Source organism: Fibrobacter sp. UWCM, from assembly GCF_900129735.1.
Taxonomy (GTDB): domain Bacteria; phylum Fibrobacterota; class Fibrobacteria; order Fibrobacterales; family Fibrobacteraceae; genus Fibrobacter.
Map to the genome: position 1 here is coordinate 1 of NZ_FQWR01000035.1, position 18728 is coordinate 18728.

15 protein-coding genes are annotated in these 18728 nt (G+C 52.0%); 11 read left to right on the plus strand and 4 right to left on the minus strand.

Features of this window, described 5'->3' with window-relative positions:
* Positions 1-46: 46 nt before the first annotated feature.
* From BUB22_RS15075 to BUB22_RS15105, 7 genes are all read left to right on the plus strand, one after another.
* Positions 47-685: an FISUMP domain-containing protein gene (locus BUB22_RS15075; protein ID WP_073116408.1), complete on the plus strand. Its 639-nt coding sequence runs from the start codon at positions 47-49 to the stop codon at positions 683-685.
* Positions 686-1101: 416 nt separating this feature from the next.
* Positions 1102-2580, plus strand: coding sequence for a ketol-acid reductoisomerase (ilvC, locus tag BUB22_RS15080; RefSeq protein ID WP_073055777.1), 1479 nt, complete (start codon positions 1102-1104; stop codon positions 2578-2580).
* 304 nt (positions 2581-2884) lie between these two features.
* Positions 2885-4675 carry an adenylyl-sulfate reductase subunit alpha gene (locus BUB22_RS15085; protein ID WP_073116427.1) on the plus strand — a complete coding sequence of 597 codons (1791 nt, stop codon included), beginning with the start codon at positions 2885-2887 and terminating at the stop codon, positions 4673-4675.
* Entirely contained in the window at positions 4659-4985 is a 327-nt protein-coding gene (locus tag BUB22_RS15090; RefSeq protein ID WP_073116409.1) for a 4Fe-4S dicluster domain-containing protein, read from the plus strand. The genes BUB22_RS15085 and BUB22_RS15090 overlap by 17 nt, the downstream gene beginning before the upstream one ends.
* Positions 4986-5043: 58 nt before the next feature.
* Positions 5044-5943: a sulfate adenylyltransferase subunit CysD gene (gene cysD, locus BUB22_RS15095; protein ID WP_073116411.1), complete on the plus strand. Its 900-nt coding sequence runs from the start codon at positions 5044-5046 to the stop codon at positions 5941-5943.
* A complete protein-coding gene (locus BUB22_RS15100; RefSeq protein WP_073116413.1) occupies positions 5943-7628 on the plus strand; it encodes a sulfate adenylyltransferase subunit 1 in 1686 nt (561 codons plus the stop codon). Before cysD ends, BUB22_RS15100 begins: the two co-directional genes overlap by 1 nt.
* A 228-nt stretch (positions 7629-7856) precedes the next feature.
* The gene (locus BUB22_RS15105) at positions 7857-9143 is read left to right on the plus strand and encodes a hypothetical protein (RefSeq protein WP_254794769.1); all 1287 of its coding nucleotides are present in this window, start codon (positions 7857-7859) and stop codon (positions 9141-9143) included.
* Positions 9144-9194: 51 nt separating this feature from the next.
* Here BUB22_RS15105 and BUB22_RS15110 read toward each other — a convergent pair whose 3' ends face one another.
* Positions 9195-10100, minus strand: a complete 906-nt coding sequence (locus tag BUB22_RS15110; protein ID WP_073116414.1) for a LysR family transcriptional regulator — start codon at positions 10098-10100, stop codon at positions 9195-9197.
* A gap of 157 nt (positions 10101-10257) precedes the next feature.
* Between BUB22_RS15110 and metE the strand changes: the two genes are divergently transcribed.
* Complete coding sequence (gene metE / locus BUB22_RS15115; protein ID WP_073116416.1) at positions 10258-12525, plus strand: 5-methyltetrahydropteroyltriglutamate--homocysteine S-methyltransferase; 2268 nt, start codon at positions 10258-10260, stop codon at positions 12523-12525.
* A gap of 63 nt (positions 12526-12588) precedes the next feature.
* On the opposite strand, the gene BUB22_RS15120 is transcribed toward metE, so the two are convergent.
* On the minus strand, positions 12589-14013 hold the full coding sequence (locus BUB22_RS15120) for a MocR-like pyridoxine biosynthesis transcription factor PdxR (RefSeq protein WP_073116418.1): 1425 nt from the start codon (positions 14011-14013) through the stop codon (positions 12589-12591).
* A 139-nt stretch (positions 14014-14152) separates the two neighbouring features.
* On the opposite strand from BUB22_RS15120, the gene pdxS reads away from it, so the two are divergent.
* Together pdxS and pdxT are read left to right on the plus strand one after the other, a co-directional pair.
* Positions 14153-15031 (plus strand): pyridoxal 5'-phosphate synthase lyase subunit PdxS, encoded by an 879-nt coding sequence (gene pdxS / locus BUB22_RS15125; RefSeq protein WP_073116420.1) that lies wholly within the window; start codon positions 14153-14155, stop codon positions 15029-15031.
* Positions 15031-15633, plus strand: a complete 603-nt coding sequence (pdxT, locus tag BUB22_RS15130) for a pyridoxal 5'-phosphate synthase glutaminase subunit PdxT (RefSeq protein WP_073116422.1) — start codon at positions 15031-15033, stop codon at positions 15631-15633. The genes pdxS and pdxT overlap by 1 nt, the downstream gene beginning before the upstream one ends.
* Here the strand turns inward: pdxT and bioB are convergent.
* A complete protein-coding gene (gene bioB / locus BUB22_RS15135; RefSeq protein ID WP_073116423.1) occupies positions 15622-16572 on the minus strand; it encodes a biotin synthase BioB in 951 nt (316 codons plus the stop codon). The genes pdxT and bioB overlap by 12 nt on opposite strands.
* 243 nt (positions 16573-16815) lie before the next feature.
* Between bioB and BUB22_RS15140 the strand changes: the two genes are divergently transcribed.
* Entirely contained in the window at positions 16816-17865 is a 1050-nt protein-coding gene (locus BUB22_RS15140; protein WP_073116425.1) for a sulfate ABC transporter substrate-binding protein, read from the plus strand.
* 100 nt (positions 17866-17965) lie between these two features.
* Here BUB22_RS15140 and BUB22_RS15145 read toward each other — a convergent pair whose 3' ends face one another.
* Complete coding sequence (locus BUB22_RS15145) at positions 17966-18553, minus strand: mobile mystery protein B (protein WP_073116429.1); 588 nt, start codon at positions 18551-18553, stop codon at positions 17966-17968.
* Positions 18554-18728 lie beyond the last annotated feature (175 nt).

The following is an 18728-nucleotide window of genomic DNA, read 5'->3' on the forward strand; positions in this document are numbered from 1 at the left end:
TATACCACTTAACAAGAAAAAAGGATATATTTTAACTTAACCGGTAATGAATATGGTTGTTCATGAACCCACTATTAAAAAACCTACAAATCCAATTGGCGACCAAACTTGGATGGCTGAAAATCTGAACTTTGACCCTGGCCAGGGCGGTTCGGGTGATTACAAGTATAGATGGTCATGGTGTTACGATAATAAGAAAAAAAATTGTGATGTGGGCGGCCGTCTATACACATGGGCGGCGGCCATTGACTCCTTGAAGCTGGCGAATGATGTGGAGAATCCGATAGAATGTGGCGATAGAAAATACTGTGATTCGCTCCCAGCTAGAATTCGGGGTGTCTGTATCGAGGGATGGCATTTGCCTAGTAGAGATGAATGGAATGATTTGATTATGATGGCGGTTGATACTGCTAATGCGGGTAGAATATTCAAGTCACTGACGGGTTGGGTTAATGGAGGTAATGGTACAGATTCTTTGGGCTTCTCTGCTTTACCTGTTGGTTATTATCAAGACAATGGTAAATATTATGGAGCGGGGGGTATTTCGCGTATGTGGAGTTCTCAATCAGTTAATGATTTGTTTGCCACAGAAATGGGATTTAATAGTAACAGTAATGGCTTTGTCCTCAATTTTGGGGTCGGATACAAGAGTTTTGCGTATTCTGTTCGTTGTGTAAAGGACTAGCAGTGAGGCGAGCGCAGCGCAGAAATGCTGGCTTTTCTGCATTGCCGAGCCGAGCAGCGAGGGACTACATAGTAGTCCCCTAGCAGGGCGCATGGATTGCTTCATCCCTGTTCGGGGCTCGCAATGACGTAATTCGGGGTTTTAGGGGCGGAGCCCCTAGGCGTGGGGGTAGCGGAAGACTTGACTTGGACCCTATCGCTTCGCTCCAGGGTGACATAAGTCAAGGCTGCAGCGAGGGGGAGGCTTCCCCCTTTTATGGTGGATTCTATCGCCTTCGGCTCCAGAATGACGTTTTTGGGGCGTTTTGCGTGGAAAAAACTTATAATCTTTCGTCTTTCGTCTACCAGCGAAGCGGTCTTTCGTCTAATTTACTATCTTTCCCCCCGGAAACATTCTAATTAACAGAGGTTCAAAAAATGAATTATTTCAATTCTATCCCTATGCGTCGCCAACTTGAAGAAATTGGCCACTGCCGTTTCATGGAACATTCTGAATTCAGCCGTGGTGTTGAAGCCCTCAAGGGCAAGAAGATCGTGTTCGTCGGTTGCGGTGCCCAGGGTCTCCATCAGGGTCTTGACCTGCGCGATAGCGGCCTCGACGTCTCTTACACGCTCCGCAAGGAAGCCATCGAACAGAAGCGCCAGTCCTGGAAGAACGCTACTGAAAACGGCTTCAAGGTCGGTACCTACGAAGAAATGATTCCGGATGCAGACCTCGTTTGCAACCTCACACCGGACAAGCAGCACCACAACGTGATTCCGGCCATCATGAAGCTCATGAAGAAGGGCGCCGCCCTCTCTTACAGCCACGGCTTCAACATCGTCGAAGAAGGCCAGGAAATCCGCAAGGACATCACCGTGATCATGGTCGCCCCGAAGGGCCCGGGTTCCGAAGTCCGTAGCGAATACGTTCGCGGTTTCGGTATGCCCTGCCTTATCGCTGTGCACCCGGAAAACGACCCCGAAGGCAAGGGCTGGGACTACGCCAAGGCTTACGCCGCTGGCCTCCATGCCGACCGTCCGGGCGTTCTCGAAAGCTCTTTCGTCGCCGAAGTGAAGTCCGACCTCATGGGCGAACAGACCATCCTTTGCGGTATGCTCCAGACCGGCACGATCCTCTGCTACGACAAGATGGTGAAGGATTTCGGCGTTGAACCGGCTTACGCGGTCAAGCTGCTCCAGTACGGCTGGGAAACCATTTCCGAAGCCCTGAAGCACGGCGGCATCACCAACATGATGGACCGTCTCTCCAACCCGGCCAAGATCCGCGCCACGGAACTCGCCGAAAAGATGAAGAAGATCATGAAGCCGCTCTACTGCGAACACCAGGACAACATCATCTCTGGCAAGTTCTCCAGCACCATGATGGTCGACTGGGAAGCCGGCGACAAGGATTTGCTCAAGTGGCGTGGCGAAACGGGCGAGCTCGAATTCGAAAAGGTCGAAGCTACCGACAAGGTCATCACCGAACAGGAATACTTCGACCGCGGCGTTCTCATGACCGCCATGATCAAGGCCGGTGTGGAGCTCGCATTCGAAACCATGTGCTCCGTGGGCATCAAGCCGATGAGCGCCTACTACGAATCTCTCCACGAAACTCCGCTTATCGCGAACCTCATCGCTCGTAAGAAGTTGTACGAAATGAACCGCGTGATCAGCGACACCGCCGAATACGGTTGCTACCTGTTCGCCAACAAGTGCGTGCCTCTGCTCGCCGACTTCATGAAGAACGAAGTGAAGAAGGACGACATCGGCGCTATCTACGGCGAAGGCAAGACCACCGCTGTGGATAACGAAGAACTGATCAAGGTGAACAAGAACATCCGTCAGCATCCGGTGGAAGAGGTCGGAGCTTGGCTGCGTGAACGCATGTCCGGCATGACCCGCGTTGTCTAAGCTTCGCGATACTGCGTTGTGGCTGCGCTCACGTACGTTTTAGTACGCTACGCGCATCCACGCCTTGTCTCGCTTGCTTATACTTAGCGGGAAAGACGTTGCGGCCTCGCTATACTCGCTTATCCAAGCTTTCGGAAAGAAGTGTAAAACTGGCTGTAATGAACATTTTCAAGAGCCTGTCAAGTTAACGCTTGGCGGGCTTTTCTTATAGAAAAAATCGATAACTCCGCATAAAAACATTGTATTGGACGGGGTGAAAATCGCGTTCTATATTTGGCAGCACCAAAAGTTGTACGGAGATGCTGTGAAGATAGAACGGCTTAAAACGGATTTGCTGATTATAGGCGGCGGGACGGCCGGCTGTTATGCGGCTATTACTGCCGCGTCAAATGCCGCGGAAAATAAAGGTGCTGGGGTACAGGATGCCGCGAACCTCAAAGTTCTTGTCGTCGAGAAGGCGAACATCAAGCGGAGCGGTTGTCTTGCCGCTGGCGTGAATGCCTTGAACGCCTATATTACCGAAGGCCGCACGCCCAGGGATTATGTGGAATATGCGAAAAAAGATGCCGACGGAATCGTGCGCGAGGATTTGCTCTATTCCATTTCGGAGAGGTTTAACGAAGTCACGGCGCACCTGGAAAAGCTGGGCCTGGTCATCTTGAAGGACATGGACGGCAAGTATGTGACCCGCGGGAACCGCAACATCAAAATCAACGGCGAGAACATCAAGCCGATTCTGGCTGCGGCTGTCGCGAAGGCGCCGAACGTTCAGGTGCTGAACCACGTGAACATTTTCGATTTTTCCGTTCACGACAACAGGATTGACGGCGCGTTCGGTTTCGGGATAGAGAACGATACTTTTTACGCAATCGAGGCGCGCGCGGTCATTGTCGCGACGGGTGGTGCAGCCGGGCTTTACCGCCCGAACAACCCGGGATTTTCACGGCACAAGATGTGGTACCCGCCGTTCAATACGGGCGCGGGTTACGCGATGGGAATCCGTCACGGTGCCGAGATGACGACTTTCGAGATGCGTTTTATTGCGCTCCGTTGCAAGGATACGATTGCCCCGACGGGCACGCTCGCGCAAGGCGTTGGCGCCAAGCAGGTGAATGCGCTCGGAGAAGTCTACGAGACCAAATACGGGATTTCGACATCGGAACGCGTTTACGGGACGGTGGCCGAAAATCTGGAAGGCCGCGGGCCGTGCTATTTGCGCACTGTCGGGATTACGCCTGAACAGGAAGAATCGCTTTTGAAGGCTTACCTGAACATGGCTCCATCGCAGACGATTCGCTGGATTGAAAACGGCACGCCGTCGAAGGCGAATGTGGAAATCGAAGGAACGGAACCCTACATCGTGGGCGGCCACACCGCAAGCGGTTACTGGGTCGATACAAAGCGTGCGACGACCATCGAAGGGCTCTATGCCGCTGGTGACGTTGCTGGTGGTGCTCCGCAAAAGTATGTGACGGGGGCCCTTGCTGAAGGTGAGATTGCGGCGAAAAGCGCGGTGGAATATATAGAGAGTTTGTCGGCCCTTCGGCTGATTCGACAAGCTCATCAACCAGCTCAGGGACCTGACGTGCAATTTAAGGTTGCTGAGCATGCCGAAGCAACCATTAAGGAGGGCGAGATTGAAAACCACATCGCAGAAATCGAGAAGTTCCTCAATAACAAGAACGGCGCGGACACCGCTGAAAGTCTTGAAGAAGCAATGCAAGTGGCTATGGACGCTTATGCAGGCGGTATCAAGACGGGCTATCGTTATAGCGAAAATCAACTAGCGATTGCCCGCAAGGAAATCGAGAAAATCGAGGCCCGTGTGGGCGCCTTGCATGCAGACGACTTGCAAGAGGTCATGTACATCTACGAACTCAAGGAGCGCTTGACGGTCTGCAAGAGCGTGATTGCGCACCTGGCTGCCCGCCACGAAACGCGTTGGCACAGCTTCGCCGAAAACACCGATTATCCCGAAAAGGACAACGAACGTTTCCGCAAGTACGTGAATTCCCGTCTCGAAAACGGACAAATTAAAATCATCTTGCGCGAACTCACTGCAGAAGGGCAAAGGAACTATGAGCATCAGCATTGATCAAGGCAAGTGCATCGGTTGCGGTCGCTGCCACGACGTTTGCCCCGGCACGTTAATCAAGATAAACGAGAACAAGAAAGCGTTTATCAAGTACCCCAAGGACTGCTGGGGTTGCACATCGTGCATCAAGGAATGCCCGGTCCATGCCATCAGCTTCTTTCTCGGCGAAGACATTGGTGGCAAGGGCTGCAAGGTGCATACCGAAAAAGTCAAGGGCGAAAAGAACGATATCGTGCGGTGGTTTTTTGAACTGAATGACGGAAGCGTCAAGACTATCGATATCGACCCCAAGGAATCAAATAAGTATTAAAAGAATTCACAACAATCGTCATTCCGGACTTGGCCCGGAATCTTAATGGAGATTTAATTTGAGCGAATTATCACACCTCGACGAGCTGGAAGCCGAAGCCATCTACATCATCCGCGAAGTCGCTGCAGAATGCGAGAAGCCGGTGATGCTTTATTCTATCGGCAAGGACAGTTCCGTCATGTTGCATTTGGCCATGAAGGCCTTTTACCCCGAAAAGCCGCCTTTCCCGTTCTTGCACGTGAACACCACGTGGAAGTTTCGCGAGATGATTGAGTTCCGTGACCGCACGGCGCAAAAGCTCGGCATCGAGATGATCGAGTACATCAACCAGGATGGCGTCAATCGCGGAATCAACCCGTTTGACCACGGCGCGGCATACACCGACATCATGAAGACGCAGGCCTTGAAACAGGCTTTGAACAAGTACGGCTTCACCGCGGCGTTTGGTGGCGGGCGCCGTGACGAGGAAAAGTCTCGCGCGAAGGAGAGAATCTTTTCGTTCCGCAATTCCGCGCACGCCTGGGACCCGAAAAACCAGCGCCCGGAAATGTGGAAACTTTACAACACGAAAATAAACAAGGGCGAAAGCATCCGCGTTTTCCCGATTTCGAACTGGACCGAAAAGGATATCTGGCAGTACATCAAACGCGAAAAGATTGACATTGTTCCGCTGTACTTTGCGGCCCCGCGCCCGGTCGTGGTGCGCGACGGCAACATCATCATGGTGGACGACGACCGCTTCCCGCTGCGAGAAGGCGAAACGCCCGAAATCAAGTCGGTGCGTTTTCGCACGTTGGGCTGCTACCCGCTCACGGGCGGCATCGAATCGACTGCCACGACACTTGATGAAATCATTGACGAAACCTTGAGCGCGGTATCTTCGGAACGCACTTCCCGCGTGATTGATAACGAAGCCGCGGGCAGCATGGAACGCCGCAAGAGGGAGGGATATTTCTAATGAAAGGCTTGTTGAAGTTTATTACATGCGGTAGCGTGGATGACGGAAAATCAACACTCATCGGCCACATTCTTTACGATTCCAAATTGCTTTACGCCGACCAGGAAAAGGCTCTGGAACTCGATAGCAAGGTGGGTAGCCGCAGCGGAAAAATCGACTATTCACTTTTGCTCGATGGCCTGATGGCCGAACGCGAACAGGGCATTACCATCGATGTGGCGTATCGCTATTTCACGACGGATCGCCGCAGCTTTATTGTGGCTGACACCCCGGGGCACGAGGAATACACCCGCAACATGGCGGTGGGCGCCTCGTTTGCTGACCTCTCCGTGATTCTCGTAGATGCTTCGCAGGGCGTGCTGGTGCAGACCCGCAGGCATGCCCGCATCTGCAAGCTCATGGGTATCCGTTACTTTGTCTTTGCGGTCAACAAGATGGATCTTGTGGGCTACAGCAAGGAACGTTTCGAAGAAATTCTCGAGCAAATCAACGAACTTGCGGCTGAACTTTCGCTCCACAGCGTCTACGTGATTCCACTTTCGGCTACCGAAGGCGACAACGTGACCGTAAAATCCAAGAATATCGCCTGGTACTCGGGCAAGGCCCTCCTGGATTATCTCGAAACCATCGATATCGACGATGCGCAGACGGAAGCGGGATTCTACCTGCCCGTGCAACGCGTTTGCCGTCCGGACCGCACTTTCCGCGGGTTCCAGGGGCAAATCGAAGCGGGCAAAATTCGCGTGGGCGATACGGTTACAAGCCTTCCGAGCAACGAGATGGCGACTGTCAAGGGAATCCTGCGCGGCGACAGGAATGTGGAAGAGGCTCACGCCGGTGAACCTGTCACCATATCGCTTGATCGCGAGGTGGACGTGTCCAGAGGCTGCGTGCTTGCAAAAGACGCGGACATCGGCAGCTACAAGAAAATCAGGGCTTCGCTCCTGTGGATGGACGATGAACCGCTTTCGCTCGGCAAGGACTTCCTTGTAAAACTCGGGACGAAGACGATTCCCGGAATCATAAATAAAATTGATTATTCCGTTGATATTAATAACGGAAAACATATCAATTCCGATGCGCTTGAAAAGAACGGCATTGCCGTAGTCGAGATTGTGTTTGCTGAAGCCATTGTTGTTGACCTTTTCGAGAAGCACAAGACTTTGGGTGAACTCATTCTGATTGACCGCGTGACCCATGCGACATCGGCATGTGGCGTTGTGGAAGGTCTTTACGAAAGGCAGATTGCCGCAGGCGAAAAGGCTGAATTCGTGCAGGGCGAACGCCATGGTCGCGGAGAAATCTTTGAAGAGTTTTTCTACGATACGGCGACACTATCCGTGGTGAAACAACAGCCCGTAAGACAGCACTACACCGTGGGTGACGAAATCCCGACAGTGGGGGAGAGCTACCGCTATCCCGACGATTTCGACATCATCATCTTGCGTGACAGTGTGACCGTGAAGGTGCGCGATAGGCGCATTTCCGAAATTACGGAAGCGGGCGCGTACCTTTACGACGGTCTCCCGGTCATCAACGGGCGCGGCTTTGAAATTAAGGTCTACTCCGACGAGGATGTGTCTCGCTTGCTTCGCGAATACGCCGAAGCGGGTGAAATTGGCCGCGAGGAATTCTTCAAGAAGTGGACAGTTTTTGACACGTATCGAAAAGTTGTGATAAAGTAACAACTGACGCACACCATTGTCATTCCAATAGTTGTCACAGTTGTCTTTCTAATAGTCATCCCCGTTGTCATTCTGGAGGGGCGAAGCCCCGATAGAATCACGGGGATCTTTTGTATAGCAAAAACCGATAACTCCGCATAAAATTAAAGTATTGGACAATACGAAAAACGCCTTCTATATTTGTGCGCACAAAAAACAAAACAATAACCATAACCAAGGAGTTTAAGAATGAACCAGAATTTTGCAAAGCTCGCCGCCGCTGCGGTCATTACTACGTCTCTTTTCGCCTCTAACGTTTTCGCCCAGGATGCTGCCCCTGCAGCAGAAGCGCCTGTGGCCGCTGCCCCCGCGGCTGAAGCTCCTGTGGCCGCTGCCCCCGCGGCTGAAGCCCCGGCAGCAGAAACTTCGGCTGCCGCACCTGCCGCTGAAACTCCCGTGGCCGAAGCCCCCGTTGCGGAGGCTCCGGCAGCAGAAACGTCTGCAGAAGCCGCCCCTGTTGCAGCCCCTGTGGCTGAAGCCCCGAAGGCAGAAGCTGCCGCGCCCGAAAAAGCGAAAGAAGAACCCGCTTTCAAACTCACCGGAAACGTGCAGGCGCAGGCAATCAAGGCCGTTTACGATAACGATGCCGACAACACGCTCGACAATTCCTTCTTGCGTGCAAACATCGGCGGAAAATACACTTCCGGCGATTTCGAGGCGGTAATCAACATTCGTATCTTCTCTCCGGCCTTTGGCAACAAGGTCAAGGACGGTGACGGCAAGAACTTCAGCTTCGACAAGATCAGCGCCGATACCTACTACGCCAAGTACAAGTGGAACACCGATTTCGGCGATTTCAGTGCGCAATTCGGTCGCTTCCGTACGGACTGGACTGTTGCCGGTAACTTCGGTACCTACGTGGACGTGCACCTGAACAAGCGCGGATTCCTTGCCCGCGATTACCAGCACGACGCTCTCGGCTTCGGCTTCGACAAGGGCATTTCGAGCTTCAGCCTGTTGCTCGGTACTTACGACAACAAGTTTGATACCGGTTACCTCCGCGCCGAAGAAACCGTGAAACTCGGCGATGCGAAAATCAGCGCCGCCTACCGCGGAAACCTTCTCGACCCGATTCAGCACACGGCAGAAGTATCGCACCGCATTGCAGGCCGCGCAAGCTACTATTTCGCGAAGAATCTCGGCCTCTACGGCGAAATTGCCTACATCACCACGGGTGACGGCGAAAACCTCTCGGCAGCAAATGCCATCAAGTCTGAATATGCCCAGGGTACCGACTACGTTCCGTTCTTCGTGGGTGTGGAAATCCCGACTGCGGGCATCTTGAACAGCCTCTATGCGGAACTTGAATACGTTGGCGACCGTGACGAAATCCAGGCCGGTGCCGATGAACTCGCCTGGACGGTGAGCCTCATCAAGAAATTCGGTAAGCACAGCAAGATACAGTTGAGCGCCTACAGCGAAAAGGAGCTCTCTGATGTTGCCATTGCAGCCCGCTTTACCGCAAGCATCCAGTAATTACATCTCCAAAACCTTCCCCTGGCGTAACCCGCGCCGGGGGCCTTTTTTTTATTTGCAATGCCTTAAAAGGGCAGTAATGTAGGCTTTGGCGTAGCGCGATGGCGTTACGCCTTTTCGCATTACGTAGCCGATAGTCATTTTGTCGCGAACGTCAAGGTGCCGCGCGATAATGTTCCGGCCGTTGAGCTTGTGGCTGATGACGCCCGAGCAGATGGTGTAACCGTTGAGGCCGATGAGCAGGTTGAAAAGTGTGGCACGGTCGCGCACCTTGATGTTGCGCGGACAGTCGAAATCGATGGCCGTAAGCGGTTCTTCGGCGAAGTAGAATGAGTTAAAATCGCCCTGTTCGTAGGTTAGGTACGGATATGGTTTTAAGTCCTCCAGCGTGATTTTTTCTTTTCGAGCGAGAGGGTTCCTGGACGACATAAACACATGCAGAGGGGTTGCAAAGAGCGGTTCAAAGACCAAATTGTTCTTTTGAATGAGTTTTTTGATGACTTTTTCGTTCTTGTCGCTCAAATAAAGTACGCCAATTTCGCTTTTTAGCTTGGCAATATCGTCGATAATTTCGTTAGTTTGTGTCTCTCGGAGCGTGAAATCGTAACTCGGACCACCGAATTTTCGGATGACATCGACAAATGCGTTGACGGCAAAAGAGTAATGCTGGCAGCTCACGGAGAAGATGGTGTTGCCGCCTTTGCCACCCTTGTAGCGGTCTTCCATCAGGGTTGCCTGTTCCAAGACTTGCCTTGCGTAAGAGAGGAATTCGTCGCCCTCGTTAGTGATCGTGACGCCTTTATTGGAGCGGTTGAAGATGGTAACGCCCATTTCTTCTTCGAGCTCATGAATGGCTGCCGTAAGGCTCGGTTGCGATATGAATACACGCTTCGATGCTTCGGTAATGTTGCGTGTGTCGGCGATGGCGATAGCATATTTAAGTTGTTGTAAAGTCATAGACCTTTCTTATAGCTAGTTATCTGGTTTGCTTTTGTTTGCACCATAGTTTTAAGCTATGGTGAATGCGAAAAAAATAGTATTTTACCGATGGTGAAAAAGGAGATATATTTGGCGGCGTAATCGAAAAACAAACAAAAAAGGTAGGTAAAACACTATGAGCAATAAAAAAACATCTGTAATCGGTTTTCCGCGTATTGGTAAGGCCCGCGAACTCAAGTTTGCAAGCGAAAAATTCTTCAAGGGCGAAATCTCCGAAGCGGAGCTCCAGAACGTCGCCGCCGAAATCCGTCAGTACGGTTGGGCGAAGCAGAAAACCGCTGGTATCGACTTTATTCCTTCGAACGACTTTTCGTTCTATGACAACGTTCTCGATACCGCGTTCTTGTTCGGCATTGTTCCGGAACGTTACAAGAAACTCGAGCTTAGCGATCTCGAAAAGTATTTCGCCGCAGCTCACGGCTATCAGGGTGAAAAGGGCGATGTGAAGGCGCTCCCCATGAAGAAGTGGTTCAACACGAACTACCACTACATTGTTCCGGAAATCGATGACGCTTCTGAATTCAAGGTGAATGATTCCAAGCCGGTGCAGGAATACAACGAAGCAAAAGTTGCTGGAATCCAGACCGTGCCGACTTTGATTGGCGCCTACACGTTCCTCCGCTTGGCCCGATATAACGGCCAAAAGAAGGCCAAGGATTTTGCAACCTCTGCAGTCGCTGCTTACGCGAAGGTCGCCGAGTTGCTCGCCGCTGCCGGTGCCGAATGGATCAGCTTCGCCGAACCCGCTTTGGTGTTCGACGTGACCGCCGAAGAAAAGGAACTTTTCAAGTCTATTTATGTGGAACTTATCAAGAAGGTGCGTGCCGCAGGCCTCAAGGTTGCCTTGCAAACTTACTTTGGCGATATCCGCGATGTGTACCAAGATGTGGTCGCCCTCGGTTTCGATGCCATCGGTCTTGATTTTGTGGAAGGCCTCAAATCGCTGGAACTTGTCAAGTCCGGTTTCCCGAAGAACACGCTCCTGCTCGCCGGTGTCGTGAACGGCAAGAATATCTGGCGCGCCGATTTCGCACAGAAGAATGCTCTGCTCGCCGAAATCGTGAGTGCTGTCGGTGCCGAAAATGTGGTGGTCGGAACTTCTTGCTCGCTGTTGCATGTGCCGTATACGGTTGCTGCCGAACAGAAACTCCCCGCCGAAACGCTCCGTCACTTTGCCTTCGCCGAGGAAAAGCTTGTGGAACTTGCCGAGATCGCAAACGGTGACGTTAACGCCCTCGAAAAGAATAAGGCCTTGTTTGCAACGCCGCGTGTGCAGGCGAACGCTAAGGTGCAGGCAGAACTTGCCGCCCTCACCGCCGCTGATTTCGAACGCAAGCCGAGCCGCCTCGAACGCCGCGATGTGCAGAAGGCTGAATTCAAGCTGCCCGCATTCCCCACGACTACCATTGGGTCTTTCCCGCAGACGGCCGAAGTCCGTGCGAATCGCGCCGCCTTCCGCAAGGGTGAAATTTCCAAGGAACAGTACGTGGAATTCAACCGCAAAAAAATTGCCGAATGCATCAAGCTGCAAGAAGAAATCGGCCTCGACGTGATTGTGCACGGCGAATTCGAACGCAACGACATGGTGGAATATTTCGGCTCGAAGATTGACGGATTCGTGTTTACGCAGAATGCCTGGGTGCAGAGCTACGGCACCCGTTGCGTGAAGCCGCCTGTAGTTTGGGGCGACGTGAGCCGCAGCGCTCCGATTACGGTCGAATGGTCCGTATACGCCCAGAGCTGTACCAAGAAACCGGTGAAGGGCATGCTCACGGGGCCGGTGACGATTCTCAACTGGTCGTTCCCGCGCGAAGATGTTTCGCTGAAGGTGCAAGCGCAAGAAATCGGTTTTGCTATCCGCGACGAAGTCCTGGACCTCGAAAAGAATGGCATTCGCATTATCCAGATTGACGAAGCCGCCCTCCGCGAAAAGCTGCCGCTCCGCAAGAGCGACTGGCACAAGGAATACCTCGACTGGGCCATTCCGGCATTCCGCCTGGTGCATGCGAAGGTCAAGCCCGAAACGCAGATTCACACGCACATGTGCTATAGCGAATTCAACGACATCGTGCGCGATATCGACAACATGGATGCCGACGTGATTACCTTCGAAGCGAGCCGTTCCGACCTCAAACTGCTTGACGCCCTGAACGAAGCCAAGTTCGAAACGCAGGTGGGCCCGGGCGTGTATGACATTCACTCTCCGCGCGTGCCCTCGGAACAAGAAATTGTGGAGGCACTCCACAAGATTATTGCGAAGGTCCCGCAGCAGAACGTGTGGGTGAACCCTGATTGCGGCCTCAAGACCCGTGGCGAAACCGAAACGACGGCGAGCCTCAAGAACCTTGTGGCTGCCGCAAAGAAGTTGCGCAACGAAAAGTAAGTCGCTTTTGCATCTCGACTCGCAAAACACGTCCTCGACGTTATTAAACGCCAAGGGCGTTCTTTACTTACAGAGCAATGCGAAAGCCTGCACCGCCTTTTGCACATTCCTCTTATCCACCGAGGAATAGTTAATGACGAACTTGTGCACAGAGGGCTGCGCTTCGAAATAGTATTCCGAAAGGGCCTTGATGTTAACTCCTTTTTGGCGCAGCTGCCTGCAAAAATCGGAATCAGAACATTTTATCGACGCTTCCAAAATAAAGTGCAGACCGGCATCTTCTTCATAAATGCGAATAACGCTTGAAAGCCTGCTTTTTCTTATTGCCGACAGCAGCGCGTCGCGCTTGGCGCGGTAAAGGTTACGCATGCGGTTGATGTGAGTCTCGTAATACCCCAAGTCGATGAATTTAGCCATGACGTACTGGTCCAGATTCGATACGGAACAAGAGTAGAACGAAAGTTTCTGATGAAATTTTTCGACAAGATGCGGCGGGAGCACCATATAACTAAGCCTAATCGCAGATGTCATCGTTTTGGAGAATGTATTCAGGTAAATCACCTTCTCAGAAACATCGATGTTTTGCAACGCAGGAATAGGCTTTCCTGTCATGCGAAATTCGCTGTCATAATCATCTTCTACAATGTAGCGTCTCGGCGATTCTGTAGCCCAGCTGAGCAGGCGGTAACGCTCGCCAATGGGCATCACCTTTCCTGTCGGAAAATGATGGGCAGGGGAAATATGCATCACGTCAACGCCGAAATCTGCGACCGAGTCCACAAAGTTATCGTTCAGAATAGGGACGTGACGAACTTTGACGCCGTATTGGCTATACAGCTTCGATATTTTGCTCCAACCAGGGTCTTCTACGCCATAGCACTTGTCAAATCCAAGCAATTGTACTAGCAAGCCGTAAAGGTAATCGGTCCCGGCGCCAATGACAATTTGTTCGGGCGATACCTGGATATTTCTGAATTCGCGGAGCATGCGAGCAATGGCTCGGCGAAGTTCTAGCGCGCCCATTCCCGGAGAAACTTGCAGCAAATCATTTTGCCTTTCGCAAAGGACCTCGCGAGTGATTTTTGCCCATGTGGTAAAGGGGAACGCCTCGATATCGGAACCGTTACTTGCAAAGTCGGCAATGTATTTCGGGTTGATATGTTCTGACTCGTCGGTGAGTTCTGCGCGGAGCCTGCGGGTACGCGGCATCTTGCGTTTGCGTTGAGCACGAGGTTCCGCTGTTGCGTTGATGTCTGCAACAAAGAAGCCTTTTTTAGGGAGCGAGTAGATGTAGCCTTCGGCCAAGAGCTGTGCGTAAGCGTTTTCAACGGTCACGACGCTAATGCCGAGATTCTGCGCGAGGTTGCGTTTGGAAGGGAGTTGCTCTTCGGCAAGGACGTTTCCGCCTACGATATCTTTTTTGATGCATTGGTAAAGGTAATGGTAGAGGCTGTTTGCTCCCGCCTTGGACATATCGTAAGTGAACATGAAACTGACCTTATTAGTATTGCTAATCTGATATTTAACTGACCTTATAAAAATAGTAAAAAACTGAATATTGTGCAGGTCAAGCGAATGTTTTAAATTAAGCGCCGTAAACAAAACAATCACTTTCAAGGAGATTTACATGGCTGACCAGAATCGTTACGAACTCAATAAGAATCTTGCCCAGATGCTCAAAGGCGGTGTCATTATGGATGTGACAACCCCCGAACAGGCCAAAATCGCCGAAGCCGCAGGTGCCGCCGCCGTGATGGCCCTGGAACGCATTCCTGCCGACATCCGTGCCGCGGGCGGTGTATCGCGCATGAGCGACCCCAAGATGATCAAGGGCATTCAGGATGCAGTCTCTATCCCGGTCATGGCCAAATGCCGTATTGGCCACTTTGCCGAAGCGCAGATTTTGCAGGCTATCGAGATTGACTACATTGACGAAAGCGAAGTGCTTTCTCCTGCCGACGACATTTTCCACATCAACAAGCGCGAATTTGACGTTCCGTTCGTCTGCGGCGCGAAGGATTTGGGCGAAGCGCTGCGCCGTATCGAAGAAGGCGCGTCGATGATCCGTACCAAGGGCGAGCCGGGTACGGGCGACATCGTCCAAGCCGTACGACATATGCGCCTGATGAACCAGGAAATCGCCCGCATCTCGAGCATGCGCGAAGACGAACTCTTCAATCGCGCCAAAGAACTTCAGGTGTCGTACGACCTGGTGCGCTTCGTTCACGACAACAAGAAACTCCCCGTGGTGAATTTCGCTGCCGGTGGTGTTGCCACCCCCGCCGATGCCGCCCTTATGATGCAGCTCGGTGCCGAAGGCGTTTTCGTAGGCTCCGGAATTTTCAAGTCGGGTAACCCCGCCAAGCGTGCCGCCGCCATTGTGCAGGCTGTCACCAATTATACCGACGCAAAGCTTATCGCCAAGCTTTCTGAAGACTTGGGCGAAGCCATGGTCGGCATCAACGAACAGGAAATCGCGCTGCTGATGGCCGAAAGGGGAAAGTAATGGGAATTAACAAACCGCAAATTGGCGTACTCGCGGTGCAGGGGGCGTTCATTGAACATGAACGCATCCTCAAATCGCTGGGCGCCGAAGTATTTGAAATCAGGCAGTTACGCGACTTGAACCGACATTTAGACGGTCTCGTACTCCCCGGTGGAGAAAGTACCGTGCAAGGAAAACTGCTCCACGACTTAGGGCTTTTCGAGCCTCTTCGAAAAAAGATTGTCGAAGGCCTGCCCGTACTTGCAACATGCGCCGGCGCAATCCTCCTTGCCGAAAAAAATGCAGGCGAAAACAAGGCGCATTTCGCGACACTCCCCGCCATTATTCGCAGGAATGCTTACGGAAGGCAGCTTGGCAGTTTCTTTACGGAAAACGAAGTCGCGCACGTCGGAAAGGTCCCGCAGACCTTTATTCGCGCGCCCTTCTTTGAATCGGTCGGCGAAGGCGTCGAAGTCCTTTCGCGTACGGCAAGTTCGAATACTGCAGATGCTCCCGAGCAAATCGTTGCCGTTCGCTACAAGAACCAGATTGCACTTTCGTTTCACCCGGAACTCAATAGCGACACGAGCATTCACCGGTATTTCTTGAAGTTAGTGGGATGATTCACTTTCTACTTGCCAGGTGAAGCCAGCCGCCTCGATGGTGCGGAATGTTTCTTCGAGGCTCTGGCCGCCTTCGGTGAGGTAGCCCGACGCGAATATGGAATCGGCCACCTTGAAAAGCGTCTTTTCGTGCCCCTTGAAATACACCTCGCGGCCGGCGGCGCAGCGGATGTCCGATTTCGGGAGCATCAGGCGCGCAAGGCAAAGCACCTTGATGCAGTATTCGGGCGTCAGCGCCGAAATGTCGCGGGTAGCAAGGCGCGTGCCTTTTACCGGCAGCAAGAAGTTGATGGGCACCGAATCCGGATTGATTTCAAGCAGTTCGAAAAGCATATCGACGACATCTTCGGGCGTTTCGCCCATGCCGATGATGCCACCGGAACAAATTTCGAAACCGAGACCCTTCAGCATTTTCAGGTTGTCGATGCGTTCCTGGTAAGTGTGCGTCGTGCAGATGCTCGGGTAAAAACGACGGCTGCTGTTCAGGTTGTGGTTGATGCGGTTGAGGCCCGCTTCCTTAAGAATCAGCGCCTGTTTTTCGGTCAGGAACCCGATGGAACAACAGATTTGCGTGTCGTTCTTTTTCATCTTGCGGATGCGTTCGGCAAGTTTTTCGATGTCATCGTCCGCAAAACGGATGCCGCTGAGCCCGATGCAGTGCCTCGCCAAATGCATTTCGTCAACGAGGTCGTTGTCGCCATAGAGTCTTTTATCCTCTACATAGCGGTACTTTTCAATAGGGGCCTCGGAATCGCGGGACTGGGCGCAATAGGCGCAGTTCTGCGTGCAGTTTCCGCTGCGGACATTGGTGAGCAACTGGATGCTTACGCGGTTTCCCTTGTACTTTGTACGCAATTTATATGCATTTTCAACAAGCGCAGGCAAGAGTTCTGCATTGGTATTCAGAATATTAAGAGCTTCTTCGCGGGTTAAAGACATTTTAATCCAAATAAAAAAGATGATACTATAAAATACAAATCGGGTTTACGCGGCACAATATCCGGTGTTATACTATTTTCTTATACCTGCCGATAGCAAAAGGCTATTTTGCGTTCGATACTTATAAAAAAATCCGATAATACCGCATAAGAATTAAGTATTGGACAATGGCAAAAACGGGTTCTATATTTCGGCGCACAAAAAAACAACAAACAAAAAACAATAAACAAGCGAGGTATAAGAATGAATCAGAATTTTGTCAAGTCCGCCATTGCGGCAAGTCTCCTGATTGCGGGAACTATCGGTTTTAGCGCATGCTCTTCTTCTGACGAACAGAAGAGCGAAACTTCCGCCAAGAAGGTCGAAAAGCAGACGCTCACCAACGTGTCTTACGACCCGACCCGCGAACTCTACGCCAACTACAACGAAGTCTTCAAGAAGCACTGGAAAGAAAAGACCGGTGGCGAAGTGGAAATCACGCAGTCTCACGGCGGTTCCGGCAAGCAGGCCTTGGAAGTGGCCAACGGTCTCGAAGCCGACGTGGTGACGCTCGCGCTTGAATTCGACGTGAACGCCGTGCGCGACGCGGGCCTCATCGAAGACGGCTGGGTCAAGGAATTCCCGCTGAACAGCTCCCCGTACACATCCACCATCGTGTTCCTGGTCCGCAAGGGCAACCCGAAGAACCTGAAGGACTGGGGCGATCTCGTGAAGCCGGGCGTTGGCATCATCACGCCGAACCCGAAAACTTCCGGTGGTGCGCGCTGGAATTACCTCGCCGCCTGGGCTTGGGCCGAGAACCAGTATAATGGCGACCAGGAAAAGGCGAAGGATTTCGTGAAGAAACTTTACGCCAACGTTCTCGTGCTTGCCTCGGGCGCTCGCGGCTCCACCACGACCTTCATCGAAAACGGCCAGGGCGACGTGCTGCTCTCTTGGGAAAACGAAGCGTTCCTTGCGCTCAAGGACTATCCGAACGATTACGAAATCGTAATCCCGAGCATCAGCATTCTGGCTGAACCCTCCGTTGCCATCGTGGACAAGGTGGTTGACAAGCGCGGTACCCGCGAACTTGCCACCGAATACCTGAGCTACCTCTACAGCGACGAGGGCCAGCACATTGCCGCGAAGAATCATTACCGCCCCTCCAACAAGGAGATTCTCGCCCAGTACAAGGAATTCGACCCGAACGTGAACCTGTTCAGCATCGATCGCTTCGGTGGCTGGGACAAGGCGCAAAAGACGCACTTCTCCAACGGCGGCATCTTCGACCAGATTTACGAAAAGAAGTAAGCCAGGTTGTCATTCTGGAGCCTCGAAGAGGCGATAGAATCTAGGGCCAAATTGTCATAGCGAAAATCCTCGCTCTTCGGAGCGGGGATTTTTTTTGATGTTATCTCATCACAAACCTAATCAGCCCTGCATAATCGCCAGCATCTGCCGCGCGCAGCGCGTCAATGTACTTCATTCGCAAATCAGTAATGTCTGTCAAGTTACCATCGCCCCAGTAGAGTCTTGATTCGCCGAGTTGCTGCATGAGCAGATCAGCCATCAATCGCGAAGTTCTACCATTGCCGTTTGGGAACGGATGGATCAAAACAAGCCTGTGGTGAAGCCGAACAGCAATTTCCAAGTTGGGAAATGTATGGTTTTCGACCCAAAAATTCACATCGCCAAACAACACTTTCAACTTGACCGGTATCTGGTACGGTGCAACTCCGATATTCCGTTCCGTTGTTCGATACTCGCCGGCCCATTTCCACACTTGACCGAACATTCTCTTGTGCAACTTCATAAGGAACGTGTCGTTCAAAATATCTCGTTGCTTATGGGTGGTAAGCCACATTTCCGCATCCAAAATGTTACGGGTCTCAAACTCGTTAAGTTCGCGCCTGAGCGTTATCCATTTAGGTTTTAACCCTTCGCGTTCTTCTGGCGTAAGGGGCGTAGAATTGTCGTCTGAAGTAAATATGTCGGCCATGCCCAAAATATAAATTATGGACGTGTCACAAAATGACAAAATGACGAATGGAAAATTTTTTACTTATCCCAAATTCGTTTTGGACCATGCAGGAGTTTAATAAGAGGGTAGCATAAGCTACTATATTCATTGCGCAACCCCAAAAAGGTAAAACAATGGCAAAAGTCAACTACAA

Excerpts from the sequence above, each read along its gene's own strand:
- bioB (WP_073116423.1), bottom strand. The coding sequence starts at position 16,572 with ATGTCTTTAACCCGCGAAGAAGCTCTTAATATTCTGAATACCAATGCA.
- BUB22_RS15105 (WP_254794769.1), top strand. The coding sequence starts at position 7,857 with ATGAACCAGAATTTTGCAAAGCTCGCCGCCGCTGCGGTCATTACTACG.
- BUB22_RS15090 (WP_073116409.1), top strand. The coding sequence starts at position 4,659 with ATGAGCATCAGCATTGATCAAGGCAAGTGCATCGGTTGCGGTCGCTGC.
- pdxS (WP_073116420.1), top strand. The coding sequence starts at position 14,153 with ATGGCTGACCAGAATCGTTACGAACTCAATAAGAATCTTGCCCAGATG.
- ilvC (WP_073055777.1), top strand. The coding sequence starts at position 1,102 with ATGAATTATTTCAATTCTATCCCTATGCGTCGCCAACTTGAAGAAATT.
- BUB22_RS15145 (WP_073116429.1), bottom strand. The coding sequence starts at position 18,553 with ATGGCCGACATATTTACTTCAGACGACAATTCTACGCCCCTTACGCCA.
- BUB22_RS15100 (WP_073116413.1), top strand. The coding sequence starts at position 5,943 with ATGAAAGGCTTGTTGAAGTTTATTACATGCGGTAGCGTGGATGACGGA.
- metE (WP_073116416.1), top strand. The coding sequence starts at position 10,258 with ATGAGCAATAAAAAAACATCTGTAATCGGTTTTCCGCGTATTGGTAAG.
- BUB22_RS15110 (WP_073116414.1), bottom strand. The coding sequence starts at position 10,100 with ATGACTTTACAACAACTTAAATATGCTATCGCCATCGCCGACACACGC.
- pdxT (WP_073116422.1), top strand. The coding sequence starts at position 15,031 with ATGGGAATTAACAAACCGCAAATTGGCGTACTCGCGGTGCAGGGGGCG.
- BUB22_RS15120 (WP_073116418.1), bottom strand. The coding sequence starts at position 14,013 with ATGTTCACTTACGATATGTCCAAGGCGGGAGCAAACAGCCTCTACCAT.
- BUB22_RS15075 (WP_073116408.1), top strand. The coding sequence starts at position 47 with ATGAATATGGTTGTTCATGAACCCACTATTAAAAAACCTACAAATCCA.
- BUB22_RS15140 (WP_073116425.1), top strand. The coding sequence starts at position 16,816 with ATGAATCAGAATTTTGTCAAGTCCGCCATTGCGGCAAGTCTCCTGATT.